This window comes from Truepera radiovictrix DSM 17093, assembly GCF_000092425.1.
Classification (GTDB): Bacteria; Deinococcota; Deinococci; order Deinococcales; family Trueperaceae; genus Truepera; species Truepera radiovictrix.
In genome coordinates this window covers 1828782-1854822 of sequence record NC_014221.1, presented here as the reverse complement: position 1 = coordinate 1854822, position 26041 = coordinate 1828782, and the positions used below count along the sequence as shown (strand labels likewise).

The 26041-nt window shown below is 68.6% G+C and carries 23 protein-coding genes; 9 read left to right on the top strand and 14 right to left on the bottom strand.

The genetic code is table 11. From position 1 onward, the window contains the following. Positions 1 to 20: 20 nt before the first annotated feature. From TRAD_RS08525 to TRAD_RS08515, 3 genes are read right to left on the bottom strand one after another with little or no spacing between them, the layout of a single operon-like run. Positions 21 to 914 carry an ABC transporter permease gene (locus tag TRAD_RS08525; protein WP_013178205.1) on the bottom strand — a complete coding sequence of 298 codons (894 nt, stop codon included), beginning with the start codon at positions 912 to 914 and terminating at the stop codon, positions 21 to 23. Further along, positions 907 to 1824, bottom strand: coding sequence for an ABC transporter permease (locus TRAD_RS08520; protein ID WP_013178204.1), 918 nt, complete (start codon positions 1822 to 1824; stop codon positions 907 to 909). Before TRAD_RS08520 ends, TRAD_RS08525 begins: the two co-directional genes overlap by 8 nt. 47 nt (positions 1825 to 1871) lie before the next feature. Next, on the bottom strand, positions 1872 to 3389 hold the full coding sequence (locus TRAD_RS08515; protein WP_013178203.1) for an ABC transporter substrate-binding protein: 1518 nt from the start codon (positions 3387 to 3389) through the stop codon (positions 1872 to 1874). A 168-nt stretch (positions 3390 to 3557) separates the two neighbouring features. Between TRAD_RS08515 and TRAD_RS08510 the strand changes: the two genes are divergently transcribed. Continuing rightward, a complete protein-coding gene (locus tag TRAD_RS08510; protein ID WP_013178202.1) occupies positions 3558 to 4367 on the top strand; it encodes a class I SAM-dependent methyltransferase in 810 nt (269 codons plus the stop codon). Between the two features lie 39 nt (positions 4368 to 4406). Then, on the top strand, positions 4407 to 5687 hold the full coding sequence (gene serS, locus TRAD_RS08505) for a serine--tRNA ligase (RefSeq protein WP_013178201.1): 1281 nt from the start codon (positions 4407 to 4409) through the stop codon (positions 5685 to 5687). A 66-nt stretch (positions 5688 to 5753) separates the two neighbouring features. Here the strand turns inward: serS and TRAD_RS08500 are convergent, their stop codons facing one another. The 9 genes from TRAD_RS08500 to TRAD_RS08460 form a co-directional block, all read right to left on the bottom strand. Further along, on the bottom strand, positions 5754 to 6290 hold the full coding sequence (locus TRAD_RS08500) for a hypothetical protein (protein WP_013178200.1): 537 nt from the start codon (positions 6288 to 6290) through the stop codon (positions 5754 to 5756). Between the two features lie 140 nt (positions 6291 to 6430). Further along, positions 6431 to 6724, bottom strand: a complete 294-nt coding sequence (gene gatC, locus TRAD_RS08495) for an Asp-tRNA(Asn)/Glu-tRNA(Gln) amidotransferase subunit GatC (RefSeq protein ID WP_013178199.1) — start codon at positions 6722 to 6724, stop codon at positions 6431 to 6433. A 19-nt stretch (positions 6725 to 6743) separates the two neighbouring features. Then, positions 6744 to 8246, bottom strand: a complete 1503-nt coding sequence (locus TRAD_RS08490; RefSeq protein WP_013178198.1) for a rhamnulokinase — start codon at positions 8244 to 8246, stop codon at positions 6744 to 6746. Then, positions 8243 to 9058 carry a class II aldolase/adducin family protein gene (locus TRAD_RS08485; RefSeq protein ID WP_013178197.1) on the bottom strand — a complete coding sequence of 272 codons (816 nt, stop codon included), beginning with the start codon at positions 9056 to 9058 and terminating at the stop codon, positions 8243 to 8245. The genes TRAD_RS08490 and TRAD_RS08485 overlap by 4 nt, the downstream gene beginning before the upstream one ends. 268 nt (positions 9059 to 9326) lie before the next feature. Continuing rightward, complete coding sequence (locus TRAD_RS08480) at positions 9327 to 9743, bottom strand: cobalamin B12-binding domain-containing protein (protein WP_013178196.1); 417 nt, start codon at positions 9741 to 9743, stop codon at positions 9327 to 9329. A 231-nt stretch (positions 9744 to 9974) separates the two neighbouring features. Next, positions 9975 to 11621, bottom strand: coding sequence for an acyl-CoA mutase large subunit family protein (locus TRAD_RS08475; protein ID WP_013178195.1), 1647 nt, complete (start codon positions 11619 to 11621; stop codon positions 9975 to 9977). 37 nt (positions 11622 to 11658) lie between these two features. After that, positions 11659 to 12705 carry a CAF17-like 4Fe-4S cluster assembly/insertion protein YgfZ gene (gene ygfZ, locus TRAD_RS08470; protein ID WP_013178194.1) on the bottom strand — a complete coding sequence of 349 codons (1047 nt, stop codon included), beginning with the start codon at positions 12703 to 12705 and terminating at the stop codon, positions 11659 to 11661. 141 nt (positions 12706 to 12846) lie between these two features. Next, on the bottom strand, positions 12847 to 13758 hold the full coding sequence (locus TRAD_RS08465) for a DUF4032 domain-containing protein (protein WP_013178193.1): 912 nt from the start codon (positions 13756 to 13758) through the stop codon (positions 12847 to 12849). Positions 13759 to 14116: 358 nt separating this feature from the next. Continuing rightward, positions 14117 to 14752 (bottom strand): metallophosphoesterase, encoded by a 636-nt coding sequence (locus TRAD_RS08460; protein WP_013178192.1) that lies wholly within the window; start codon positions 14750 to 14752, stop codon positions 14117 to 14119. Positions 14753 to 14785: 33 nt separating this feature from the next. Here TRAD_RS08460 and TRAD_RS08455 point away from each other — a divergent pair, with 33 nt between their 5' ends. Then, the gene (locus TRAD_RS08455; protein ID WP_185095151.1) at positions 14786 to 16171 is read left to right on the top strand and encodes a mechanosensitive ion channel family protein; all 1386 of its coding nucleotides are present in this window, start codon (positions 14786 to 14788) and stop codon (positions 16169 to 16171) included. Between the two features lie 155 nt (positions 16172 to 16326). Here TRAD_RS08455 and prfB read toward each other — a convergent pair. Further along, a protein-coding gene (prfB, locus tag TRAD_RS08450; RefSeq protein ID WP_013178190.1) for a peptide chain release factor 2 occupies positions 16327 to 17461 on the bottom strand; the annotation gives its coding sequence in 2 pieces (ribosomal slippage) (positions 16327 to 17382 and positions 17384 to 17461; 1134 coding nt in all). A 385-nt stretch (positions 17462 to 17846) separates the two neighbouring features. Here prfB and cdaA point away from each other — a divergent pair. The 6 genes from cdaA to TRAD_RS08420 all read left to right on the top strand — a co-directional run bounded on the left by cdaA (position 17847) and on the right by TRAD_RS08420 (position 24816). Next, positions 17847 to 18611: a diadenylate cyclase CdaA gene (cdaA, locus tag TRAD_RS08445; protein ID WP_221401583.1), complete on the top strand. Its 765-nt coding sequence runs from the start codon at positions 17847 to 17849 to the stop codon at positions 18609 to 18611. Between the two features lie 131 nt (positions 18612 to 18742). Beyond that, entirely contained in the window at positions 18743 to 19762 is a 1020-nt protein-coding gene (locus TRAD_RS08440; protein ID WP_041947206.1) for a CdaR family protein, read from the top strand. A gap of 104 nt (positions 19763 to 19866) precedes the next feature. After that, a complete protein-coding gene (locus tag TRAD_RS08435; RefSeq protein WP_013178187.1) occupies positions 19867 to 20505 on the top strand; it encodes a peptide deformylase in 639 nt (212 codons plus the stop codon). Continuing rightward, positions 20502 to 21479, top strand: coding sequence for a methionyl-tRNA formyltransferase (gene fmt, locus TRAD_RS08430; RefSeq protein ID WP_013178186.1), 978 nt, complete (start codon positions 20502 to 20504; stop codon positions 21477 to 21479). Before TRAD_RS08435 ends, fmt begins: the two co-directional genes overlap by 4 nt. Next, entirely contained in the window at positions 21472 to 22791 is a 1320-nt protein-coding gene (der, locus tag TRAD_RS08425) for a ribosome biogenesis GTPase Der (RefSeq protein WP_013178185.1), read from the top strand. Before fmt ends, der begins: the two co-directional genes overlap by 8 nt. Before the next feature lie 207 nt (positions 22792 to 22998). Further along, complete coding sequence (locus TRAD_RS08420; protein ID WP_013178184.1) at positions 22999 to 24816, top strand: adenine deaminase; 1818 nt, start codon at positions 22999 to 23001, stop codon at positions 24814 to 24816. Positions 24817 to 24882: 66 nt separating this feature from the next. Here TRAD_RS08420 and TRAD_RS08415 read toward each other — a convergent pair whose 3' ends face one another. After that, positions 24883 to 26031, bottom strand: a complete 1149-nt coding sequence (locus TRAD_RS08415; protein ID WP_013178183.1) for a BMP family ABC transporter substrate-binding protein — start codon at positions 26029 to 26031, stop codon at positions 24883 to 24885. Positions 26032 to 26041: the final 10 nt, after the last annotated feature.

Below are 26041 nucleotides of genomic sequence, written 5' to 3'. Positions count from 1 at the left end.
ACTGTTGACGCACCTGCTGTCTACGACCGCTGCCGCGGGTCGAGCACCTCGGCGAGCACGTCGCCGAAGAGGTTGACCGCCAGCACCACGAGGGTGATCGCGGCACCCGGGAAGGTCGCCACCCACCAGCCGCCGAAAAAGAGCACCTCGCGTCCCTCGGAGAGCATCTGCCCCCACGAGGGCACCTGCGCGGGGACGCCGGAGAGCCCCAGGAACGACAGCGCCGCCTCGGCGATGATGAGGCGGGCGAACTCGAGCGTCACGATGACCAAGAGCGGCCCCAAGATGTTCGGCAGGATGTGCTTGAAGACCCGCCGCGGCGCTCCCGCCCCGAGCGCCCCGGCGGCCTGCACGTAGTCGAGCTCGCGCACCCGCAGCACCTCGCCGCGCACGATGCGCGCGTAGGTGACCCACGAGGTGAGGCCCAAAATGAGCACCGTGTTGGTCAGGCTCGTCCCCAGCGCGGCGATAAAGGCGATCACCAGCAGGATAAAGGGGATCGAGAGCTGAATGTCGCCCAGGCGCATGATGACTTCGTCGAGCCAGCGGCCCGCGTAGCCCGCTAGGAGCCCCAGAGGCAGGCCGATGGCGAGCCCCAACGCGACCCCCGCCGTGGAGATAAAGAGCGAGAGCCGCGCGCCGAAGAGGATGCGCGAGAAGACGTCGCGCCCGAGCCGGTCGGTGCCCAAGAGGTGGCCCTCGGAACCCGGCGGGGCGAGGCGCGCGCCCAGGCTCTGCGCGTTGGGGTCATAGGGTGCCAGGAGCGGGGCAAAGGCCGCCGCGACGAGAAAGAGCGCGATGAGAAGGAGCGCGAAGAGCGCTGAGGGGCGCGTCAGGGTGCGCCGGAGGAGGCCGCGCCAGCGCCCGCGGGCCGCCAGCGCGGGCTGCGGCAGCTGCGGCAGGGCGCTAGCCATAGCGGATTCTCGGGTCGAGCACGGCGTAAAGGAGGTCTACGGCGAGGTTGATGAGCGCCAAGAGGAAGGCGAACACCACCACGCTCGCCTGCACCACCGGAAAGTCGCGCTGTGACACGGCCACGAGGACGAAGCGCCCGATCCCCGGCCAGGCGAAGATGGTCTCGGTGATGATGGCGCCCGAGACGAGCGTACCGAGCTGCAGGCCGATGACCGTGACGACCGGGATGGCGGCGTTGCGCAGGGCGTGTTTGTAGAGCACGCCGCGGTGCGGCATCCCCTTGGCGCGGGCCGTGCGCACGTGGTCGCTGCGCAGCTCGGAGAGCACGCCGCCGCGCGTCAAGCGGGCGATGGAGGCCGCGCTAAAGGTGGCGAGCGTCGCGACCGGCAGGACGTAGTGCCGCCAGGTGCCGCTCCCCGAGATGGGCAGCCAGCGCAGGTTCAGCCCGAAGACCAAGATCAGCATGAGCGCGAGCCAAAAGACCGGCATGGCTTGGCCTAGAAGCGCCCCCGTCATGATGGAGAACTCCGCCAAGCTCCCCCGGCGGTTGGCCGCGATCACCCCGGCGGGTACGGCGATGAGCACCGCGACAAGGAGCGACAACCCAGCGAGCCGCAAGGTCGGCGGAAAGCTCTCCAGCACGAGCCGCAGCGCGGGTTGGTTGTTGCGCAAGCTGGTGCCGAAGTCGCCCCGCAGCAGGTCACCCAGGTAGCGGCCGTACTGGACCAGAAGCGGCTGGTCGTAGCCCTGCGCGCGCCGAAACGCCTCGCGCACCTCCGGCGCGGCGTCGAGCGGCAAGAGCAAATTGGTAGGGTCGCCGGAGAGGTAGAGCAGCGTAAAGGCCAACGTGGCCGCGCCCCAGATAACGACCACAACGAGCAGGAGGCGCTGGATGAGATAGGTCAGCAACGGGGGTCTCCAGAGGTGGGGGTGAGCGGGCTCACCCCCCGTAAAACCTACTCGAAGCTAGCGCTGTACGCCCAGATGAGTTCGTTGGAGAGCGGTTCCCAGTTGAGGTTCGTGGCGACCCCGTAGACGTCGCCCTGTTGGTAGAGGAAAAGCCAGGGGGCTTCTTCGAGGACGATCTCCTGCGCCTGCCGGTAGAGCTCGAAGCGCTCCTCTTCGTCTAGCGTCTCGCGCGCCTGCAAAACGAGCTCGTCGAACGCTTCGTTGGTGAAGTACGAGAACACCGAGCGGTCGGGGCCGCCCTCGACCGTACCGCCGTAGAGCATGGTGAAGAGCGTCCGGTCGGCGTCGAAGTTGGAGTTCCCCCAGCCGATGAGGTAGGCATCGGTGGGCACCTGGCGCTCTAAGACCTGCCCGACGTACGAGCTCCACTCCTGCACCTGAAGCTCCGCCGTGACGCCGACCTGCGCGAGCTGTCCGGCGACCGCTTCGGCGACTAAGCGGTCGTTGAGGTAGCGCCCGCTGGGGCTACCCAGGGTGAAGGTGAAGCCGTTTTCAAAACCCGCTTCGGCGAGCAGCTGCCGCGCCGCCTCCGGGTCGTACTCGCGCGTGTCTAAGTCCTCGGCGTAGCCGAACATGTAGTTGTTCAGGGGCGTGGCGGTCGGGGTGGCGTTGCCGTCGAAGAGCGTCTGGATAATCTCGTCGACGTTGACCGCCAGGTTGAGCGCGCGGCGCACGCGCGGGTCGGCCAGGGGGCCCTCTTCGGTGGCGGTAAAGACGATGAAGATGTTGCGAATCGACGGCACCGTGCGGATCTCCGCCTGACCGCTGCCCTCGATCAAAGGCACAGCTTCGGGGAGCACGTTGGTGGCGATCTGCACCCCGCCGGTGACGAGCTCGGAGATGCGCGACGAGTCCTCGGGGATGGGTCTAAAGACGACGTTCTGGATGCTCGGCGGGCCCTGCCAGTAGTCAGGGAAGGCTTCTAACTCGAGCCGCTGGTCGCGCTGCCACCGAACAAAGCGGTAGGGGCCGGTGCCGACGGGGTTCTCGGCGGCGAAAGCGGCGCCGTTCTCCTCGTAGTTGGTTCTTGAAACGATGAAAAAGCGCGTCAGGTGGGTGATGAACACCGGGTACGGCGTTTCGGTCGTCACCCGCAGGGTGTGCTCGCCCGTGACCTCGACGCCAGTCAGCGGCGTAAAGTTCGACAGGAAGCGGATGGGGTTCTCCTGGTCGAGGGCGCGCTCAAAGTTCCAGGCGACGACCTCGGCGGTCAGGGGTTCGCCGTCGTGAAACACCACGTCGTCGCGCAGCGTGATCTCCCAGGTGAGGTCGTCCACGGCCTCCACGGAGGTCGCCAGCCACGGTTCGATGCTCCCGTCGGGGGCGCGCCACAGCAGGGGGTCGAAGATGTTGGCGACGATGTTCTGCGTGGGCGTCTCCTCCTGGTCGTTGGGGTCCAGGGTAGTCGCGTCGACCCCTTGGGCGATCGTCAGGGTGTCCGACTGGGCAAAGGCTGCCCCTAAAAGCAAGAGCAGCGTCAGGAGCACCGGTTTGAGCGTTTTCACGTTGACCTCCGCAAGTGGTGTGTCGTAGCCGCCCCCAATCTATCGCGCGGCTTTAAGAAGTTGCAAGGCGGGGGCTAAAAACGCATATCCTTGCAGCGCCTGCGCGCCGGTGGCGCGGCGGCGCGTCGTGGGCAGTGCGTTGTAGAGCGGTGCGTTGTAGCCTGAGGGATGCAGGAGGCGCTGCGTGAGCAGTACGAAGCCGCCGCCAACCTAGACGCGCGCGTCGCGCTCCACGCGCGCTTCGGTGCGGCCCAGGTGAACTGGTACCGCTGGGTGTTCGACCGCGTCGTGCGCGAGGCCGCGCCGCCCGGAGCGGCGCGGGTGCTCGAGCTCGGCTGCGGTCACGCCAAGCTCTGGCGGGAGAACGCCGAGCGCGTCCCGGAGGGGTGGGACCTCACCCTCACCGACGCCTCGCCGGGGATGGTGGCGGCGGCCGAGGCGACCCTGGGGGCCACGCCGCACCCCGTCACCTTCGCCGTCGCCGCGGCCCAAGCCCTGCCCTTCGCGGACGCCGCCTTTGACGCCGTGATCGCCAACCACATGCTCTACCACGTCCCCGACTTGCCGCGCGCTCTGACCGAGGTGCGGCGGGTGTTGCGGCCGGGCGGCACCCTGTTCGCCGCGACGAACGGCCGCGAGCACCTGCTCGAGCTCGACGCGCTGACGCGTGCTCTCACGCCGGAGGGCGTCGTGTCGGCTTTTTCCAGGCGCACCCACCTCGCGACCTTCGACCTCGAGACCGGTGCGGCGGCCCTGCACCCCTTTTTCGCCGACGTCACCTTGCACCACGCCCCGCGGAGCGACCTCTACGTGACCGAGGCCGAACCGCTCGTCGCCTACGCCCTCTCGCTGCTGCCGGAGGCGCCGCGCCAGGACGAAGCGAAGCTGAGCGCGTTTCGGCAGGAGGTGGCGCGGCGCATCGCGGCCTCGGGTGGGGTGCGCATCACCCGCAGCTCGGGGCTCTTCGTCGCCCGCTGATAAGGACGCGCTACGGCCGTTTCGGGTAGGCTAAACGCCATGCTCGATCCCCGTTTCATCCGCGAACACGAGACCAGGGTGCGCAAAGCCATCCGCGACAAAGGGTTACCCGAAGCCGAGCGGGCGCTCGACCAGGTGCTGCTGTTGGATGAGGAGTACCGCCTGCTGCGGAGCGACCTGGAGGCCAAGCAAGCCGAGCGCAACGCCTCGTCCAAACGCATCGGCGAGCTCAAGCGCCGCGGTGAGAGCGCTGAGGAGCTGATCCGCGCCATGAGCACCTTGAGCGACGAGGTCAAGCGTTTGGAGGAGCGCAGCCGCAGCCTAGAGGCGCAGCTCCAGGGGGCGCTTTTAGAGCTCCCCAATCTGCCGCACGAGAGCGTGCCCTACGGCGTTTCCGAGCACGACAACGTGGTGGTGCACGAACGGGGCGACAAGCCTACCTTCGACTTCGAGCCGAAGCCGCACTGGGAGCTCGCTGCCGCGCGGGGGTGGCTCGACCTGGAGGCGGGGGTCAAGACGACGGGGGCGGGGTTCCCGGTTTTCAAGGGGCCGGGCGCGCGGCTCCTGCGGGCGCTCAACACGTACTGCTTAAACGCCCTTGTCGCGGCAGGGTACACCGAGGTCGCGGTGCCTCTACTGGTCAACGCCGAGAGCGCGACGGCGACGGGGCAGCTGCCCGACAAAGAGGGGCAGATGTACGAGCTTAGAGACGGCTTTTACCTCATCCCGACCTCCGAGCTGGCGCTCACCAACCTGCACCGCGGCGAGATCCTCGACGCCGCCGAGCTGCCCCTGCGCTACGCCGCGCAGACCCCCTGCTTCCGCCGCGAGGCGGGTTCGTACGGTGCGCACGTGCGCGGGGTCAACCGCGTGCACCAGTTCGACAAGGTCGAGATGGTGCAGTTTACCCACCCGGACAGGAGCTTTGAAGCGCTCGAGGAGATGGCGGCGTTTGCCGAGAGCCTCCTGGAGACCCTCGGCATGCCCTACCGCCGCCTGCTGATGTGTACCGGCGACATGGGCTTTACCCAGGCCAAAAAGTACGACCTCGAGGTCTGGAGCGCGGGGCAAGGGCGGTGGCTCGAGGTCTCCTCGGTTTCGAACATCACCGACTTTCAGGCGCGGCGGCTCGGCACGCGCTTTCGCGAGGGTGGGGCGCAGGGCCGGGGCAAACCCGAGCTGGTGCACACCCTCAACGGCAGCGCGTTTGGGATGGTGCGGCTTTTCGCGGCGCTCCTCGAAAACGCTCAGCACGAAGACGGTACGGTGAGCGTCCCCGAACCGCTGCAGCCGTACGTGGGGGGGGCGCGGCTGGAATAGCTCGTGGCCCGTAGCGTGTGGGGTTTTTGCACACGCTACAGGCCACTCGCCACGAGCCACAAGCGACTAAGGCAGCTGCCGCTGCCGCACGACGAGGCCCGCTTCGGAGGCGAAGCGCTCGTCTAGGCGGGTGATGACGCGCTGCATCACTGCTTCAGCGTCGCGCGAGATGCGGCCGTCGGGCCCCTGCGTCGAGTAGATCAGGGACGACCCCTCGCCCTCGGGACGCACGACCACGGTGATGGTGGTCTCTTCGGCTGGCGTGATGGGCAGCGGTACGAGCAAGCTAAAGCCGAAGCGGGGGTTTGTGTCCGGCGAGCGGTAGCGCACGTTGGCCCGCGTGGTCGGTTCGCGCCGCACCGCCCGGATGAGGCCGGTGTCGCGGTCGGCCTCCTCGATGGCGAAGGTGCGCCGGGCGACGCCCGCCGACGTGTAGGCGGCCGTCAGCTCCTGGAGCGTGGCGTCGAACAGGGTGTCGTAGGGGACGTCGTAGACGATGGGCCTGTCGGGTGGCAAGTAGCGCACGGCCGGCGCGCACGCGCCGAGCAGCACGAGCAGGAGCGTGAAAAGAGCGAAGCTCTGTGGGTGCCGTCGTCGGTTCATCGGTTCCCCCAAAGCGGCGCGCAGCTAGGGTAAAGACAAAGCGTGACCTGCGGGCCGCGTGGTGTAACGACACGCTAGCACGCCCCAAGTGAACGCGAGGCAGAGGAACCTAAAGAGGGGCTTTAGAGAGCCAAGTCCCCCTACTCCCCGGTGTCGACCGTGCGCGGCACCCGGAAAAACCCATCTTGCGCCTCGACGGCGAGCGCTAGAGCCTCCGCTTGCGTCAAGCCGGGGCGTGGCTCATCCTCCCGAAAGACGTTCGTGTGCTCGACGGGACGCTGCATCTCGGCGACGCCATCGGTGTCGAGTTCGGAGAGCCGCTCGAAAAAGCCGAGCAGCGCGTTGAGGTCGTCGCGCAGCGCCGCCGTCTCGCGCGCGTCCAGCTCGAGGCGGGCGAGCGACTTGAGGTGTTCCATCTCCTGGTCGCTAAGCATGGCGCAGTCTACCGCGCCTTTAGGGTGAGGTGCCGCTCAGGCTTTTAAAACGCGCCAGCGCCGCCTCCCAAGCGTCAGTGTGCTTGGGCTCAAACGTGCGCAGCTCGGCCGAGGCGGCGACCGCTTTGCGCCCGGCCTCAAGGTCCGGCAGCAGGCCGCACGCCACTGCCTGCACCGTGAGGTTGCCGAGCGCGGTCGCCTCCACGGGGCCGGCCACGACGGGGCGCGCGCAGGCGTCGGCGGTGAACTGGTTGAGGAGCGCGTTCTGGCTGCCCCCGCCGACGATCCGCACGACGCGAAAGCGGCGGCCGGTCAGCGCCTCGAGGTCGTCTAATACGGTGCGGTACTTGAGGGCGAGGCTCTCGAGGCAGCAGCGCACGATCTCGCCGACGCTCCCCGGTTCGGGTTGGCCGCTCCGGCGGCAAAAGGCCCGGATGGCCTCAGGCATCCCGTCCGGGCTGAGGAAGGTCTCGGCGCCGGGGTTGACGAAGCTGCGAAAGGGCGGGGCGGCGACGGCGGCCTCGAGGAGCGCGGGCCAGCTGAGCGCCGCCCCCTCTCGCTCCCACTGGCGTTTGCACGCCTCGAGCAGCCACAACCCCGCGACGTTTTTCAGGAGCCGGATCGTCCCCCCGACGCCGCCCTCGTTGGTGAAGTCGCGCTCGAGCGCGCGCGCGCTCAACACGGGTTCGGGGACCTCGGCGCCCACTAGGCTCCAGGTGCCCGAGCTGATAAAAGCGCCCTCGTCCAGCCCGGCGGTCGCGGCGACGGCGCTCGCGGTGTCGTGAGCTGCGGGGGCGATGACCGGCGTTGCGGCCGGAAGCCGCGTCTCGGCGGCGACGCTCGCGCGCAGGGTGCCGAGCACCGTGCCGGGGGGAACCAGGGGCGGCAGGAGGTGGCTCGGCAGCCCGAGGGCGCTCAGGAGGTCGGGCGCCCAGGTGCGCGTCCGCGCGTCGAGCAGCTGGCTCGTCGAGGCGACGGTGTACTCGCCGCGCTTTTCACCGCTCAGCCAGAAGTGAAAGAGGTCGGGCATCATGAGCAGCGTTTCGGCGACCTCTAGCTGCGGGTCGCCGCGCATGCTGCAAAGCTGGTAGAGGGTGTTGATCTGCATGAATTGCAACCCGGTGCGGGCGTAGAGGGTCGCTTTGGGCAAGGTCGTCCACACCCGCTCCATCTGCCCGTCGGTGCGCGCGTCGCGGTAGTGGTAGGGGACGCCGAGCAGGTGGTCGCGGCGGTCCAGGAGGCCGAAGTCGACCCCCCAGGTGTCGACCCCGATACCCATCACGGGCGCGCGGCGCTCGCGGGCGTACGCCGCGAGCGCCCGCTGCACCTCCGCCCAGAGCGTGAGGACGTTCCAGTGCAGCGACCCGGCGAGCCGCACCGGTTCGTTGGGGAAGCGGTGCAGCTCGCGGAGCGCCCAGCGCTCCCCATCGAACCCGCCCAGCAGCACGCGGCCGCTCGAGGCGCCGAGGTCGACCGCGATAAAGTCGGCGCGGCTAGGGTTGGCGCCCCGTTCCCCTTTCACCCCTGCTCCCCTTCGCGGGCGAGGCGGTTGCGGCGGTAGTGCTCGTCGAGGCGACGGTCGATGCGCCGCACCTCCTCGGGGGGCAAAAAGCGTGGCCCGCCGAGGGCGTAGGTGCCTAGCAGCACGCGCGCCCACTTGTCGGCCATCAGGGTGATGTTGAGCACCTCCTTGGCGGAGGCGCCCAGCGCGACGATCCCGTGGTTTTCGAGGAGCAGCAGTTTGGGGAGCGTTTCGTGGCGCGCCCTGTAGCGCGTTAGCTCCTCCCTAAGGGCGATAGCGAGCTCCAGACCGGGGTCGATGTAGGGCAAAGCAGCGGGTTCGGGGCCGCACACCACCACGGCGTCGGGGAAGACGTGCCCGAAAAAGGGTTCGGCGCCCAGGCGGCTGCAGAGCAGCGCGTTGGCGGCGACCGGATGGGTGTGGCCGACCCAAGCGGCGCCGGCCCCCAGGCAGAGGGCGTGGAGAAAGGTCTCGACCGACGGTTTGGCGTGGGTGGGGTCGGTAAGCGCCTCGAAAAGCCCCGCTGCGACCGCCTCCTCGCTTAGGGGCGCGCGCGCTAGCAGGTTTAGCACCGCTTCCAGGCGCACGCGGGAGAGTTCGGGCGGGCGGAGCGTGCGGAGGCTGCTACCGGAGGCCTTGACCCAGAAGGTGCCGTCGCCACAGGCCGCGCTGACGTTGCCCTCGCCCAAGATGGCGAGGTCTCGCGCCGGATCGCCGAGGGCGTGGGCGAGCTCGAGCAGCCCCGCGACGAGCGCCCCCTGACCCTCTTCTGTGGGTGTGGGCGCAGTGCGTTTGGGGGGCGCGCCGCTCATAAATCGGCGCGCGGGTAGGGGGACACACGAACCATGGCTACCGCGCGTAGCCGCCAAGCTGCGGTTGCCAAACGGTGCTCGCAGAGGTCAACCTGTGCGTGACGCAATGGAACCTCCAACGCTGCGAGGGTGTAGGTACCCTCACTCTAGCATAGGTTCCCGTAAAGATTACACCAAGGCTCACTTAAGGCTGTGAAAAATTGTGGTTTTGCCCAGCGCCGAGGGGTTCGGGGACGCGCGTGAGGGCGGTCAGGAACCCGTAGCGAGGCTAGACCTCCTGCGCCTTGCGCTCGGGCAGCCGCTCGCGCAGAAACTGCACGACCTCCTGGGTGCTGGTGCCCGGGGTGAAGATCTCAGCGACCCCCATCGCTTTGAGCTTCGGGATGTCCTCGTCGGGGACGATGCCGCCCCCAAAGACCAAGATGTCGTCGGCGCCGCGCTCTTTGAGCTTGTCGGTGACCTCTTTGAAGTAGTGCAGGTGGGCGCCCGAGAGGATCGAGAGCCCGACGACGTCGACGTCTTCTTGCACCGCCGCGCTGACGATCATGTCGCTCGTTTGGCGCAGCCCCGTGTAGATCACCTCCATCCCAGCGTCGCGCAGGGCCCTAGCGATCACCTTGGCGCCGCGGTCGTGCCCGTCGAGACCGGGTTTAGCGATAAGTACGCGAATCCTGCGCTGTTCCATGGCGCTACTATAACGCAGCCGGGTGGGCCGCCCCCTCTGTGTTCATGCACTGTGTACCCGTAGCTCCGCCGCCGGTGCCCTGCCCGGTGCAGGGCTGCTAGCAGCACGCATCCGTTAAGAAGGCGCGGGTTCTAAGCTGAGCTTTTGCGGTCGGCGCCGACGCTGACGGTGCAGCTCGAGCACGGCTGTTGGGTGAGGCGCGGGCCGGCAAGGGGGCCCACGCCGCTGGCGCTACACCATCACCGGCTCTTCATACACCCCGTACACCTCGCGCAGCACGTCCATCTGCTCGCCCAGGGTGCAGTAGGCGTGGGCGCAGGCCATAAAGGCGGGCATGGTGTTGCGGCCCGCTTTGGCGGCGTCGCGCAGCGCCTCTAACGCGCTCTCGGCGGCTTGCGGGTTGCGCTCGCGCCGGACGCGCTCGAGGCGTTCTTGCTGCACCCGCTCGACCTCGGGGTCAAAGGGCAAAAGGGGCGTTTCGGGGCTTTCGGAGACGAAGGCGTTGACCCCGACCGTCAGGCGCTCTTTGCTGTCGAACTCGCGCTGCTGTTGATAACTGGCCTCGCCGATCTCGGCGGCGAAGTAACCGGCGTCGATGGCGCGCTCGACCCCGCCCAGAGCGTCGATCTGCTCGAAGATCTCCAGGCACTGCCGCTCCATCTCGTCGGTGAGCGATTCGAGGTAGTACGACCCGGCCAAGGGGTCGACGGTGTTCGCGACGCCCGTTTCGTAGGCGATCACCTGCTGCGTGCGCAGCGCGATGGTCGCCGCCTCCTCGGTCGGCAAGGCGAGCGCCTCGTCATACGCGTCGGTGTGCAGGCTGTTGGTGCCGCCCAAGACCCCGGCGAGCGCCTGGATGGCGACGCGGGCGATGTTGACCAGGGGCTGCTGCGCGGTCAGCGACACCCCGGCCGTCTGCGCGTGCGTGCGCAGCATCCACGACTTGGGGTTTTTGGCGCCGTAGACGTCTCGCATCTGCTTCGCCCAGATGCGGCGCGCCGCGCGAAACTTAGCGATCTCCTCGAAAAAGTCGTTGTGGACGTTGAAAAAGAACGAGATGCGGGGGGCGAACTCGTCGATGTCGAGGCCGCGCTCTAACGCTTTGCGGACGTAGTGGATGCCGTCGGCGAGGGTAAAAGCGAGCTCCTGCACGGCCGTCGAACCCGCCTCGCGGATGTGGTAGCCCGAGACCGAGATGACGTTCCACTTGGGCACGTGCTTGGGCCCCCACTCGAAGGTATCGATCACCAGCTTTACCGAGGGCGCGGGCGGGAAGATGTACTCTTTCTGGGCGATAAACTCCTTGAGGATGTCGTTTTGGATGGTGCCGCCGAGCTTGTGGAGCTTAAAGCCGCGCTTTTCGGCGTTGGCGAGGTACATCGCCCAGATCGCGTTGGCGGGGCTGTTGATGGTCATCGAGGTGGTCACGCGCTCGAGGTCGATGCCGTCAAAGAGGCGCTCCATGTCGGCCAGCGACGACACCGCGACCCCCATCTTGCCGACCTCGCCTTTCGCCATGGGGTGGTCGGCGTCGTAACCCATCAAAGTCGGCAGGTCGAAAGCCGTCGAGAGGCCCGTCTGGCCGGCCTCCAGGAGCTTCTTAAAGCGGGCGTTCGTCTGCTCGGCGGAGCCGAAACCGGCAAACTGCCGCATGGTCCAGAGCTTGCCGCGGTACATCGACGCTTGAACGCCGCGGGTGTAGGGGAACTCGCCGGGGTAGCCGAGCTTTTCGGCGGGGTCGAAGTCCTGAAGGTCCTCGTGGGTGTAGACGGGTGCGACCTCGATATTCGAGAGCGTCCGAAACGGGTACGAGCGTTCGGGAAAGCGCGCCGTGGCGGCGCGGTAGCTCGTCTCGAGCCAGTCTCGTTTGCTTTTCATGGGGCCATTATAGGGACTTTTGCCCCTACGGGCGCCCCTAGCGGGATGTGTACTGCGCCGCGGTCTCAAAGGGCAGCGGCGCGACGGTGGCGCTGACGCCGCCGACCAGGAGCGGCGCGCCCGCGCCGACCTCGTGGCGCACGCTCGCGAGCGCGACCGTGCCTAGCTGCGGGTGTTCGGCGACGGTGCCCAAACGGCCGACCACCTTGCCCTCGGCGAGGAGCTCGCGCGCGCCTTCGGGGGGGACGCTCTCGAGCCGCAACCCCACGAGCCGCCGCCGCACGTTGCCGCGCGCTTCGATGCGCGCCATGATCTCTTGGCCCAGGTAGCAGCCCTTGCGGTAGGAGACGGCGTACTCAAGGCCCGCTTCTTGCGGCAACACCCCCTCGCCCCCCTCGAGCGCCGCCTCGGCGATCCCCGCCGCGACGCGCGCCGCCGCGAGCGCCCGCTCCCCCACGAGCTTGGCGCCCGCCCCCTCCAAGGCCTCGACGAGCGCCCGCGCGTCTTGCGTCAACACGTGCAGGTCGAACCCACCTGGGGCGCTCCGCGCAACGCGGCTGACGAGCACCTTGGCGCCCTCAAAGGGCACCTGGACGAACCGGTCTGCCTCCGGAAGCTCCGCGTGAAGCGCCCTCTGGAGAACCTCGCCCGCCGCTTCGCCCTGCAGCGTCAGGCTCTGCAGGGTGCCGGTGAGGTTGTGGAGCTCGACCTGATCGAAGATGATGTGCGCCCCTAGCTGCGCCTCGACCCTTTCGCCGGCGCCCCCCTCGACCGCGACGAAGAGGTCGTCCTCACGGCGGTAGAGGCGCATGAGCGCGAGCGCGTGCCCGCGGACGTTGAGCATGAGCGCGGCTCGAGCGTCGCCGACACCGAGCCGCTTGACCTCGTTGCTCACCTGCCCGTGGAGGAACTCGAGCCGGTCCGCCCCCGTGAGGCGCAGCGGGGTGCTGCCGAAAAGCGGCACGAGGCCCGCGCTGCCAAGCGCCTCGACCTCTTCGGGGAGCCCTGCAAACGCCTGCACGCGCCCCCCTTGAAGCTGTCCGCCGCGCGACGTCAAAAAGGCGTGCCATGCCGTGTCGTCCATGCTTCTGTCATAGCACGCCCGGGGCCGGTTTGGGGCGCGCTGCAAAACGCGTGGGCAGCACGCGCCTTGGACCTGCACGCAAAAACCGCCCTTTAAAAGTTAAAAGAGCGGTCGGTGTAAGGGGATAGGTGTGCGGGCGGCTCAGCCGTGCGTCTTGCCGCCGCGCCAGAGGGTGAGCGCCCGCTGCCACGCGCGCACGGGCAGCGTGGGGGCGTGGTGCTGCGCAAAGTCGACCGCCGCCCGCTCAGAGCCGACGTCTTGACCGTAGCGCTGCGTGAGGTAGTAGCGGTGGTCCATGATCCACAAGTAGAGGTCGGCCTCGGTGCGGCCGGGAAAGCGCTTGAGTACACCGTGCTCGCGCGACTCGTCGACTACGCGCTTGTAGAGCCGGTCGTACCACGAGCCCACCGCCTCCTCCCAGGGCACCTCGCGCCCGAACTTGAGCCCCAGATAGTACTGCCGGGTGGCGATATGGTCTAAGAGCACGTCGTAGCGCCCCGTGACGGTAAAGATGATGGGGTAGTGGTCGGGGCGCACCCTGTTGAGGTTGGTCCGCTCCAAAAAGTCCGCGTACTCCCCCTTGATGATGAGGTCTTTGACGCTGTCGTCCGAGTCGGGGGGGACGGTGACGCTCAGCTCGATGATCTCGGCGTCGATAAACTTTTGCCCGGCGTTGCGGGCGACCGAGACGCGGTGGTGGCCGTCTTTAACGAAGTACAGCTCGCCGACCTTGTAGACCTGAATGGGCGGCAGCTCTTTGCCCTCGAGCCCCGCCTGGCGGATGCCGATCCAGCGCTCGAGGGTGTGGCTCGCGCGCGGCAAGAAGTAGTGATCGAAGTCGCGGTAGCGGTCGACGGAGCCCACGATCTGTTGGATGGGAATCGGTTTGACGCCGCTGTAACGTTCCGATGCTGGGTGAAGGTGTTGAACGGCGCTAAAGGGAAGGAGTTCGTTAGGAATTCCCCGGAGGCTGTGCGCGACCTGATGCCAAAAGGCCCGGCTCCGAGCCCTTTCGGCGTCCTGTCTCGCGCGCCGCTGAGCGTGGTAGCTCACCGCACCCTCCTTTCTGCTTATAGCCCACGCGCTTTGCGCGGGCGGGAGTAACAAGCCCCGTGGTGCGCGCTAGGCGCGTCCACAGCGCCACTATACAGCCCCTTCGTCAGCCGAGTGTCTTTTGAACCACGCGCCGAGGTGCAGGGTGCCTCACCATTTCTTCACGTTTTGCATGTGAACACGTGACCTTTTTGGGCGAAACGGGTGTGGCAGTGCAGGATGTTGCCTTTTTGCGTGACGTTATGCAGTTCAGGGTGATGGACTGGCTGTCGCAGCGGGGGTCGCGGGACGTCATGTTCGCCCCCGTGTGAGCAGCGGTGCGCGTGTGGCGACACGGCGTGGCGGTAGAGGCGCGGCGCTACGGCAGCTCGAGGTCGATCAGCGCAAAGCCGAACGCGTTGACGACGCGAACGCCGCTCTCGGTGACGTACTCGCGGGGGGCGTTGGCGCCGCTTAGGTGAACGTGGCCGTGAACGTGCAGCTTGGGTTTCCAGAGCTCGACGAAGCGGTTAAACGCCCCCACACCGCGGTGGGGGTAGTCGGGGCCTTCGTGCGGCCCTTTGGGGGCGGCGTGGGTGAGCAGGATGTCGACCGCACGGCCGTAACGGTAGCGGTTCCAGAGGAGCTGCGGGGTGAGCTTGCGCGTCAACACGTGCATCTGCCACTCGGTGTACTGGTGGGGGCCGGGGCGGTAGCGCGCGCTCCCCTCGATGCCCGCGATCAGCACCCCGTCAAGCTCGATGACGCGCCCGTGGGCGTTGATGCACCCGCCCGGCAGCCGCGTCTCGCCGGTGATGTTGTCGCGCAAGTAGCCTTCGTGGTGGTTGCCGAGGACGTAGACGGGCTGGGTCTTGAGGCGGGTCGCGATAAACTCGAGGACGTGCCCGGGCATGTCCCCGGCGGAGAGGACGAGGTCAAAAGGGGGCAGGTTGTGGGGGAAGTTTTCGGAGTAGATAAAGGGGGAGACCTCATCGGCGATGGCAAGGATGCGCACAACGCGACCAGTGTACCGCCTCCGGCATACAGCGTGCTAGCGCCTCGGCGGCTCGTGCGGCGCTTCGGGGCGCTGCCCTTGGTGCTACTCGTAACGCTCCTCGTCGGGGGAACCGCTTCGGGCGCGCGCGCAGCTGCCCCGAACCCGTCGGCGACGCCCACGCCAGCCGCAGCGGAGGCCGAGGCGAGCGACGCGGCGCTGCAAGCGCGCCTTAGGGAGGTCTACGCCAACATCCCCGTGCTCTCAGAGGTTTCAGTGGCGGTGACGAGCGGGGTGGTGCGGCTCACGGGTCGGGTGCTAGGCGCAGGGGCGCGCCAAGACGCCCTCGAGATCGCCGCCGGGATGGACGGGGTGGTGTACGTCGTCGACGCGCTCGAGCTCGAGGCCGACTTGGGGCGCACCCTCGCCCCCGCGCTCGTGCGGCTCCGCGAGTACGCCGCGACCGCGGTGCGCTACTCACCGCTTTTGTTGGTCGCCGTCGGCGTGGTGGCGTTTTTCTGGCTGCTAGCGGCGCTTATCGGGCGCTGGGAGGCGCTTTTTGCCCGCACCGGCCTCAACCCACTCTTGCGCGGGCTCGCCCTGCAGCTCGCGCGCGCCGCGCTCGTGCTCGTGGGGCTGCTTATCGCCCTTGACCTGCTCGGTGCGACGGCGATCGTCACGGCCGTGTTGGGGACGGCGGGGCTCGCGGGGCTGGCGGTCGGCTTCGCTTTCCGCGACATCGTCGAGAACTACCTCGCCGGGGTGCTGCTGTCGCTGCGCCAACCGTTTGCCATCGGCGACCTGTTGCAGCTCGGCGAGGTCGAGGGGCGGGTCGTGCGCCTCACCTCGCGTGAGATGGTGCTCATGACCCTAGACGGCAACCACGCGCGCATCCCCAACAGCACGGTGTTTTCGTCGGTGATGATCAACTACACCCGCAACCCGCGGCGGCGCTTTACCTTCGAGGTCGGCGTCGGCACCGACGAGGATCTGCGCGCCGCGCAGCGGCTCGGCGCCGCTGCGCTGCGGGCGCTGCCGGGGGTTTTAGCGGACCCCGAACCCCAGCTCAGGATCCGCGATCTGGGTGACTCTAGCGTCATCCTCGTCTGCTCGGGGTGGGTCGACCAGCGCGAGGCGGACTTTTTCAAGGTGCGCAGCGAGGCGATCAAGCTCATTAAAGAGACCTTCGACGAGGCCGGGGTGAGCATGCCCGAGCCGAAGAGCACCGTCGTGCTCGAGCGCGCACCCTCTTCGGGAGCGGCCAGCGCGCCGCTTAAGGAGCCGCCCCTGGCGGCGCTCAAGGCGCGCGTTCAAGACGCCGACGTGTCGCCCGACGCGGCGCTCGAGGGGCCCTTGGCCGAAGAGCTCGCCGACCCGAGCGAACCCAACTTGCTCGAGCCCCGCCCGCGCCGGAGCACCCTCCCCCCGCGGAGCCGCTAGGCCCTGTCGCCTTTCGGTCGCCCTTTCGCTCGAAGCGTCCAGGAGGCCGGTCGTGGATCGCAAGCTATAGACCACGAGCGACCGACCACGCGCCACAGGCCCTTTTAACGGCTTAGGCGCCGAAGCGGTAAGGCGTTGACAGACTCTAGGAGACGCTAGGCGCGCTGCGGCTCGCTTTGCGTGCGGGCGCGGTGCTCCAGACCCGACCAGATGAGCCCTTCGATGTCGCCGTCTAAGACGTCGTCGGGGTCGTGGCGCATCTCGCCCGTGCGGTGGTCTTTGACGTAGCGCTTGTCGAGCACGTAGCTGCGGATCTGCGAACCCCACTCGATGGCCTTTTGTTCGCCGCGCGCGCGCATCTGTTCCTCGAGGCGCCGGCGCTCCTCGCGTTCGAAAAGGCGCGAGCGAAGCACCGTCATCGCCTTTTCGCGGTTTTTGATCTGCGACTTGCCGTCTTGACAGGTCACCACGATCTCCTCCGGGGTGCCCCCCTTGTAGACCACGCGCACCGCCGAGTCGGTGGTGTTGACCGACTGCCCCCCCGGACCCGACGAACGGTAGACGTCGACGCGCACATCCTTGGGGTCGATAGTGATCTCGACGGCGTCGTCGATCTCGGGCATGACCTCGACCGAAGCGAACGAGGTGTGCCGCCGCCCCTGGGCGTCAAAGGGTGAGACCCGCACGAGCCGGTGCACCCCGGACTCGACCTGCAAAAGGCCGTACGCGCGCTCCCCGCGGATGATCAGCTGCGCGTAGTCGATGCCGTTGGGGGCGGCGTCGCTGGGGGTGGCGTCGAGCAGTTCGACCTCAAAGCCCTGCCGCTCGGCGAAGCGGCGGTACATCCGCCAGAGCATCCCCGCCCAGTCCGAGGACTCGGTGCCGCCCGCCCCCGGTTTGATCGTGAGGATCGCCGCGCGGTCGTCGTGTGGGCCGGAAAAGAGCGTCTCGCGGTAGAGCGCGTCGAGCGTCCTCTGCAGCGCAGCGCGCTCGGCCTCCAGGTCCTGTTGCTCTTCGGGGGTTGTGGCGAGCTCCTGGAGCTCGCGCAGCCCCTCGAGGTCGCCCTCTAGGCGGTGAAACGTTTCGAGGACGCGCCGCAACCGCGCCGCCTCCTGCGTCAGCGTGCGCGCCGCTTCGGGGTCGTCCCAGAGCTTGGGGTCGCTTAGCTGCGGCTCGAGCTCGGCGAGCCTGGCCTCTTTGCGAGCGAGGTCAAAGATACCCCCTGAGGGCGTGAAGTTGCGCTGTCATCTCCTCGAGGCTGGTTTCAGGGGTGTTGTCGAGGTGTTCCATAGGCCAAGTGTAGCAGCTCTCATCCGGTCGGCGGCGCTTTTGCGCAAACGCTCGCTTGTGAAGCGCTCCGTCGTTGGGTGGCGACGCTAAGCGCGGGGAGACCCAGCCGTGAGGCGGGCGCTTGCGCTTGGCCGACCCCGCGCTGACGTGCTACGTTGAGCGCACAACGCCGACGTGCTACGTTGAGCACATACGAGGTGCGCGCCCCCGCTGGCCGTGGCGTTCTGTGACGTCGTCCCCTTGCCTAGATGCTGCGGTGTACGCGTCGTCAAGGCTGCGCCGCCAGCCCTAGCGTGACGCTCTTTCGAACACGAAGCACATCTTGATGATGGGTCTGCGGGTCGTGGCGACGGCGCGCCTCGCACGGTCGCGACGGCGCTGCGACGTGCCGCTCGCTACTCGCTTGGAGGTCGTGTTGGACTTTACCTTTCGCCTGCTCGACCTGCTGGATATCCTTATCCTCGCAGCGCTGCTCTACCACGTCTACAAGTTTTTGAGCGACTCGCGGGCGTGGAACGTGCTGCGCGGGCTTGTAGCGATCCTCGCGCTCTGGCTGCTGTCGACGCAGCTCGACCTCGGGGCGACGCGCTGGCTTTTCGACCGCGCCGCACCGGCGGCGTTTTTGGCGGTGGTGGTGGTGTTTCAACCGGAGCTCCGGGCGGCGCTCGAGCGCGTCGGGCGCGGGCGCGTGAGCCGCACGGTGGTGAACGACCCCGTCCCCGAGATCATGACGGCGGTGCGCGAGCTCGCGGCGCAGCGCAAGGGGGCGCTCATCGCCATCGAGGGGCGCGTGCCCTTGTTCGAGTACGGCCGCGCGGGCTCGAAGCTCGAGTCGCCCGTTTCGGCCGCCCTGCTGCAGACGATCTTCGACTCGAGGGGGCCGCTCCACGACGGCGGCGTGCTCATCAAAGGCGACCGCATCACCTACGCCGGGGCGATCTTCCCGCTTTCGGAGCAGCACGAGGGGTGGTCGGCCAAGCACGGCACCCGCCACCGCGCCGCGCTCGGGCTCTCCGAGGTGACCGACGCGCTCGCGATCGTGGTCAGCGAGGAGCGGGGGACGGTCTCGTACGCCAAAAACGGGGTGCTGCGCAGCGACATCGCCCCCGCCGAGGTGCTGCGGGCGCTGCGCGAGGTCTACCCGACGTGATGCGCGCGCTGCGTGTTCGCCTCGTCGCCGCGTGTGCCGTATGCTGGGGCTATCGGTGGAGCGCGGCTGCGCTAGGTGCCACGCGCGCCAGGTGTCATGTATTAGGTGTCATGTAAAGGTGTTGGGACGACTTGGATAACGCGGACAAACCCGGTTCCCCCGGCGGGGCGGTGTGGCGGCGCGCTCGAGCCGCGCTGCAGGCGCTGCCGGAGGGGTTCGCTGGTCTCTGGCGGCGCTTGCGCCACAACTGGCGGCTCAAGCTCGGCGCGCTGCTGCTCGCCGTGGTGCTCTGGCTGTTTATCAGCATGGACGACACCGTGATCGGCCAGCGGACGTTGCGCGCCCCCCTAAAGGTCGAGGGGCTTGGGAGCCAACAGGTCGTCTCGGGGGTGCCCGACGCCGTTGAGGTGCGTCTGTCGGGACCCGCGCACCGCGTCGGGGCACTCAACCCTAGCGGCGTCGACGCGGTGCTCGACCTGCGCGGCGTGACGGGGGCGTTTGAGCAGACCGTACGGGTCTTTCCGCCGCAGGGGATCAACCTTATCAGCGTCCGCCCGAGCGAGATCTGGGGGAGCGTCGAGACGCTCGTCGAGCAGCCCGTACCGGTCGAGGTCGCCCTCGTCGGGGAGCCCCCCGACGACGTGCAGCTAGAGGCGCGGGCCCTGCCGAGCGCCGTGGTCGTGTCGGGCCCCGAATCGCAGGTGGCGCAGGTCGCGCGGGTTTTGGCCCCCCTGCGCCCGGGGGGAGCGGTCTCCACCGTACCCGTCTACGCCGTCGACGAGGCGGGGCTGCCGGTCCCCGAGGTGCAGGTGCAGCCCGCCGAGGTCGAGCTCAGCGTCGACGCGGCGCCGGTGCTCTACACGCGCCGCGTCCCGGTCGTGCTGCGTCCCCTCTCCCTACCCTCGCTCGAGGTGCGTTCGGCGACCCTGAGTCAGCCCGAGGCGCTCTTGGCGGGCTCCGAAGCGGAGCTCGCGGCGCTCGAGCGGGTGCGCGCCACGGCCGTCGTGCCGCAGGACGTGGGGCCGGGGCAGCACACCCTCGAGGTCGCGCTCGAGCTCCCCGAGGGGGTCACGGCGTTGGAGCTGCCGCGCCTCGAGGTCGCGCTCGCCGCAAAAGCGCCGAGCGGCCCCCCACCGGAGCGGGCGCCGTAACGCCCCGAGCGAAACAGCCCAGAGGGGGCAAAGCGCGTAAGATACGCCTAAAGCGCGCGCCGCAAGAGGGCTCGAGGCGCGCGGCTAGCAGGAGAAAGGGACGCGTGAAATACCACATCCGCTACTTTGGCGACCCGGTGCTGCGCAAGGTCGCGCGCCCGGTGACGCACTTTGACGGCGAGCTGGAGACGCTCGCGAAAGACATGATCGAAACCATGTTCGAGGCCAACGGGGTCGGTCTGGCGGCGCCGCAGATCGGGCTCTCGAAACGCCTTTTCGTGGCGCTCGAACTCGCCCCGCGCGCCGCCGAGGAGGCCGCGGGGCAGGAGGGCGAGGCGGAGGCGGAGGCTCTAAGCCCCGACGAGAAGCGCGAGCGCTGGGGCGTCGTCGCCGAGCACGTCATGGTCAACCCCGAGATCATCGCGCGCAGCGGCACGCAGTACGGCGTCGACGGCTGCCTCAGCGTGCCGGGGCTGTTTATCGAGAAGATGAAGCGCGACCGCACCGTGCGGGTGCGCTACCAGGACCTCCAGGGCGCCTGGCACGAGCGCGAGGCCGAGGGGCACTTCGCGCACGTCATTCAGCACGAGCTCGACCACCTAGACGGGGTGCTCTTTTTCGACCGCCTCCCCGAGGCCGAGAGGCGCGCCTTTATGGAGGCGCACCGCCGCGAGCTCGCCGAGCTGCAGCGCCAAGCCAAGGCGTACCTCAAAGAGCTGCGGGAAAAGGGGGCGCCGGTGTGAGGGTCGCCCTGTTCGGTTCGCCCGCGTTCGCCCTGCCGACCCTGGAGGCGCTTCTTCAGCGCCACGAGGTCGCTCTGGTCGTGGCGCAACCCGACAAACCTGCCGGGCGCGGCTACAAGCTGACCCCGCCGCCCGTAGCGCAGCGCGCGCGCGAGCTGGGGCTCCGGCTCGAGCAACCCGCGCGCCTGAAGGGGAACGCGGCGTTTCTGGAGCTCGTGCGCGGGCTAGGGCTCGACGTGGCCGTCACCGCCGCCTACGGCAAGATCCTGCCGCAAGCCCTGCTGGACGCGCCCAAGCACGGGTTTCTCAACGTCCACGCCTCCTTGCTGCCCAAGTACCGCGGCGCGGCCCCCATCCAGTGGGCGCTGATAGAGGGAGAGACGGAGACGGGCGTCAGCATCATGCAGACCGAAGCGGGGCTCGACACGGGGCCGGTGCGGTTGCAGCGGCGCCTCGGCGTCGCGCCGGACGACACCGCCGTGACGCTCTTTACGCGCCTCGCCGAGCTGGGAGCAGACGCGCTCACGGAGGCGCTCGCGGCCCTTGAAGCGGGCACCCTGCCGAGCGCGCCGCAAGACGAGGCGCGAGCGACCTACGCCCCGCTCCTCACGAAAGCGGACGGCCGCGTCCGTTGGGAGGACGCCGCAGCGGCCATCTACAACCGCTACCGCGGCGTCTTCGCCTGGCCGGGCTCCTGGACGCCCCATCGCGGCGGCACGCTGAAGATCCTCGAGATGTCGCCCGTGAGCGCTCCGGCGGCCGCGCGTGGGGCACCGGGTACCGTCCTCGCCGTCGGCGCCGAGGGCGTGACGGTCGCAGCGGGGGAGGGCGCGGTGCTCCTGCGCGCGGTGCAGCCCGCCGGCCGGGGCAAGATGGACGCGCGCGCGTGGGCCGGCGGCTATGGCGTCCGGGTCGGCGAGCGTCTGGGGTGCGCCGCTACCGCGGCGGAAGCTGCGGGGGGCGCGCGTGGCTAAGGTCGCCATCGTCGGCCGCCCGAACGTGGGCAAGTCGAGCCTCTTTAACCGCCTCGTCGGGCGGCGCGAGGCCATCGTGGCCGACATGCCCGGCGTCACCCGCGACGTCAAAGAGGCCCGCGTGGAGGACGACTTGGGCCGCAGCTTTACGCTTTTGGACACCGGCGGCCTCTGGTCGAACGACGAGTGGCAAGAGCCCATCAAGCGCCGCATCGAGGCCGCCCTGGCGGACGCGGCGCTCGTGCTCTTCTGCGTCGACGGGCGCGCGCCCCTAAGCGCGGCCGACTACGAGGTCGCGGCGTGGCTGCGCAACGTGGGTAAACCCACGCTGCTCTTGGCGACCAAGCTCGACGACCCGCGCCACGAGGAGTCCCCCGAGTTTTACGAGCTCTACGGCCTCGGCTTCGGGGAGCCCCTGGCGATCTCCGCCGAGCACGCGCGCGGCACCTATGAGCTCTTGGACACCATCTTCGAGCGCCTGCCCGAGGACGCCGACGAGGCCGAGGCCGAGGAGGTGCGGGTCGCCATCATCGGCCGCCCGAACGTGGGCAAGTCGAGCCTGTTAAACGCGCTCGTCGGCGATGAGCGCGTGATCGTCGCGGACGTCCCCGGTACGACCCGCGACAGCGTGGACGTGCGCTTCGACTTCGGCGGGCGCCCGTTTGTGCTCATCGACACCGCCGGCATCCGCCGCAAACCGGACGGGGACGTCGAGTACTACTCAAAGCTCCGCAGCGAGGAGGCGCTGATGCGTTCGGACGTCGCGGTGCTCGTCGTCGACCCCTTCGAACTCGGCGACCACGAGCTGCGCCTCGCCAACCTGGCGCTCCAGGCGGGTAAGCCCGTGGTCTTGACCATCAACAAGTGGGACCTGGTGCCCGACGAGGCCCTGCGGGAGTTCGAGAAGAACATCGCCCAGGTGCTCGGACACCTCGACTTCGCGCCCAAGGTCTACACGAGCGCTTTAAACGCCTACGGCCTGCACGACCTCTTGGCGGCCGTGATCCGCGTCTACGACACCGCCCGCTTCCGCGTCCCCACGAGCGAGGTCAACGGTTGGCTCGAGGTCTGGACCCAGCGCCAAGCGCCCCCCAACTTCAAGGGGCGGCCCCTCAAGCTCCTCTACGGCACCCAGGCGGACGTGGCGCCGCCCACGTTCGTCATCTCGGTCAACAACGAGCAGTTCGTGACGCGCGCCTACGAGCAGTACATCTTAAACCGCATCCGCGAGGACTTAGGCTTTAAAGAGGTGCCCATCCGGCTCATCTGGAAGTCGCGTGCTAAAGACGGCGGGAAGCGGGTGCGGGTGTAGGCGCCCAACCGTTCAAGCGGCGCTCAAACGGCCTCCCGGGGCGGCTCGGCTTTACCCCACGTGCACCGCGTCCTATACTTTCAGGACGCGGTGCACGCCGCGTTCGGGGTAGGGGCTTGAGGAGGAACCGATGCGCCATGATGGCTCGCCTAAGCAGCAGGTGTGTACCTGCCGGCGTGACGACGCGCCGAACGGTTGGAGAACCCTTTGGGACGCGCGTTGAACCGCCTCTCGGTTCCCCCGCTCGCTGACCTGACCCGCGAGCTCGCGGCGGTCGCCTCCGGACGCGTGGCGCCGGAGCGGGTCATCACGGGCGCGCGGCTGCTCTCGAGCTACACCGAGCGCCTCTTAGAAGACCGCGAGGTGTGGTTCTACCGGGGGCGCATCGCGGCGGTCAAACCCGCCGGCAGCGCCCGCGCCGCCCTTCTAGACGCGCCCACCTACGACGCGCAGGGCGGCATCTTGGCGCCGGGCTTGGTCGACCCGCACGTGCACATCGAGTCGAGCATGATGACCGCCTGCGCCTACGCCGAGGCGGCCCTCCTAAGCGGCACCACGACGGTTTTTTGCGACTCGCACGAGATCGCCAACGTCTGTGACCTATCGGGTGTCGAGTGGATGCTAGGGGACGCGCGCCGAGCGGCCCTGAACGTCTTTTTGACCGTGCCGAGCACCGTCCCGGCGACCTCCCCGGCGTTCGAGACGGCGGGCGGCGACCTCACGCCGGAGAAGATCGCCCGCGTGTTCGACACCTGGCCCGAGGCGGCGGCCTTGGGGGAGAAGATGGACTTCGTTCAGGTGGCCCAGGGCGACTCTCGGAGCCACGCCATCCTCCGCGAGGCCCTAAGGCGCGGCAAACCGGTCTCGGGGCACGTCTACGGGCGCGAGTTCGTCGCGGCCTACGCGGCGAGCGGGATTACCGACACCCACGAGGCCATCGACGGCTCTATCGCCGACGACCTCCTCGAGGCCGGGATGTGGCTCTTTTTGCGCGGCGGCCCGCCGACGACCCCCTGGCACAGCCTCCCCGAGGCCATCAAGACGGTCACCGAACGCGGCGCCTGCGCCAAACGCGTCTGCCTCTGCACCGACGACCGCGACGCTGACGACCTCTTCTTGTTCGGCCTCGACTGGGTGGTGCGCGAGGCGGTCCGGGCGGGGCTCGAGCCTGCGCTCGCCTGGAGCATGGGGTCGCTGCACGCCGCCACGCGCTACGCTTTAGACAGCGAGTTAGGCGGCCTCGGGCACGGGCGGCGGGCGGACGTGGTGCTCTTAAACGACGCGCTCGAGCCCCAGAACACCTGGTACGGCGGGGAGCTGGTCGTCGAGGCGGGGCGCGTCACGCCCGCGCTCGACGCGGCCCTCTCGGCGCGCTACACCTACCCCAAGGCCGCCTTTGAGACCGTGCGGTTGCCCGCGGCCTACACCCTGACCCCGGAGCTGCCGCGCGTCCCCTGCACCGCCAACGTCATCCGCACGGCGCTGCCGGGGATCACCCTCTTTCACGAGCGCGTCGAGCTACCCGTGCGGGCGAGCTGGGCGGCGCACTTTGACGCCGAGGACCTCTGCTTCGTGAGCGTCTTGGAGCGGCACGGGCGTTCGGGCGCCGTCGCCCACGGCCTGCTGAAAGATTTCGGGCTCACCTCGGGGGCGGTGGCGAGCAGCGTCGGCCACGACGCGCATAACCTCATCGTGGCGGGGCGCGAAGAGAGCGACATGCGCCTTGCAGTCGAGACCGTGCGCGCGCTCCGGGGGGGCGTGGTGGTGGTGCGAGACGGGCAGGTGCTCGCGCAGGTGGCGCTGCCCATCGCGGGGCTCCTCTCCGAAGGGCGCGCGCCCGAGGTGGCGGCGGCGACCGCGGAGCTCAAACGCGCCTGGCGTGAGCTCGGCTGCACGCTCCCCTACATGGGCTTTAACCTCATCCCGCTCTCGGTCATCCCCGAGCTGCGCATCACCGACCAGGGCCTCGTGACGGTGCCGGGGATGGCGCGGCTGCCGCTCTTCGAGGCGGCGCCCGGCGCCTAAGGCTCCCAAAGCGAAAGCCCCCGACCGGGGGCTTCGCGGCGTCGCGCGCCTGCGCGCGGGGGAGGCTTAAGGTTCGTTGTCCCACGGGCTCGAGGCCGACACCCCTTCGACGGCCCACTCGAGGGTCTCCAAGGTCTCCTGGTCGGGGGTCACGCCCTCCTCGATGACCACGTTGCCGCGCCGGTCGCGCACGGGGCCGGTAAAGGGGTCGAAGGCCTCCGGGCCGCCCTCTCTCATCGCGTCGTGGCGGGCCATCACGAGGTCGTACACCGACACCTCGCCGAGTTCGGGGTCGCGCACGGTGACGGCGCGCAGGCGCTCCTCGAAAACCGGGTTGATGGGTGTCTCCTCGTCCGCGCCCATGATCACGGCGCCGTCGTCCAGGAGCCACCAGTAGTTGACGTCCTCTAAGTTCTGCGCGGTGTACTCGCCCGTGTGGACTTTTTCCAGAAAGTCGGCGTAGATCACCTCCCAGTTGGCGATCTGCCCGGAGACGACGTGCTCGGGGGCGAAGTCGTACATCGCCGAGTAGTGCGAGAAGCTGGGGAAACCCCGTTCGGCCGCCGTCTGGATGACCGTCGGGGTGTCTTCGGAGAAGGCGAACACGTCCGCGCCTTCGGCGATCAAGGCCTGGGTGGCCTCGGCGGCGCCCGCCGGGTCGAACCAGTTGTAGAGCCAGCGCACCTCGACCTCGGCCTCGGGGTTGACCTCGCGCACCCCGAGGGTAAAGGCGTTGATGTGGCGCTTGACCTCGGGGATGGGAAACGCTGCGACGTAGCCGATCTTGTTCGTCTCGGTGAGCGCCCCGGCCATGAGGCCGTTGAGGTAGTAGACCTGGTAGAACTCGGCGATGTAGACCATCACGTTGGGCGCGGTCTGAAAGCCGGTCGCGTGGCCGAAGAGCACCTCGGGGTAGCGCTGCGCGGCGGCCAAAGTCGCCTCGCCGTAGCCGAACGAGGTCGTAAAGATCACGTTCGCGCCCCCGCGCACGAGCTGGTCGATAAACGTCTCCGCGTCCCCTTCGGGTACCGATTCGACGAAGGTGGTCGTGAGCCAGTCGAAGCGTTCGTCGACCGCTCTTCTCCCTCTATCGTGCGAGTAGGTCCAGCCGAAGTCGCCGACCGGCCCCACGTAGATAAAACCCGCCTGCACCTCCTCGAGCTGCGCCCACGCGACGCTGCCCATCATCAACGCTCCGAGCCACCAACGCTTCATCCCCAACCTC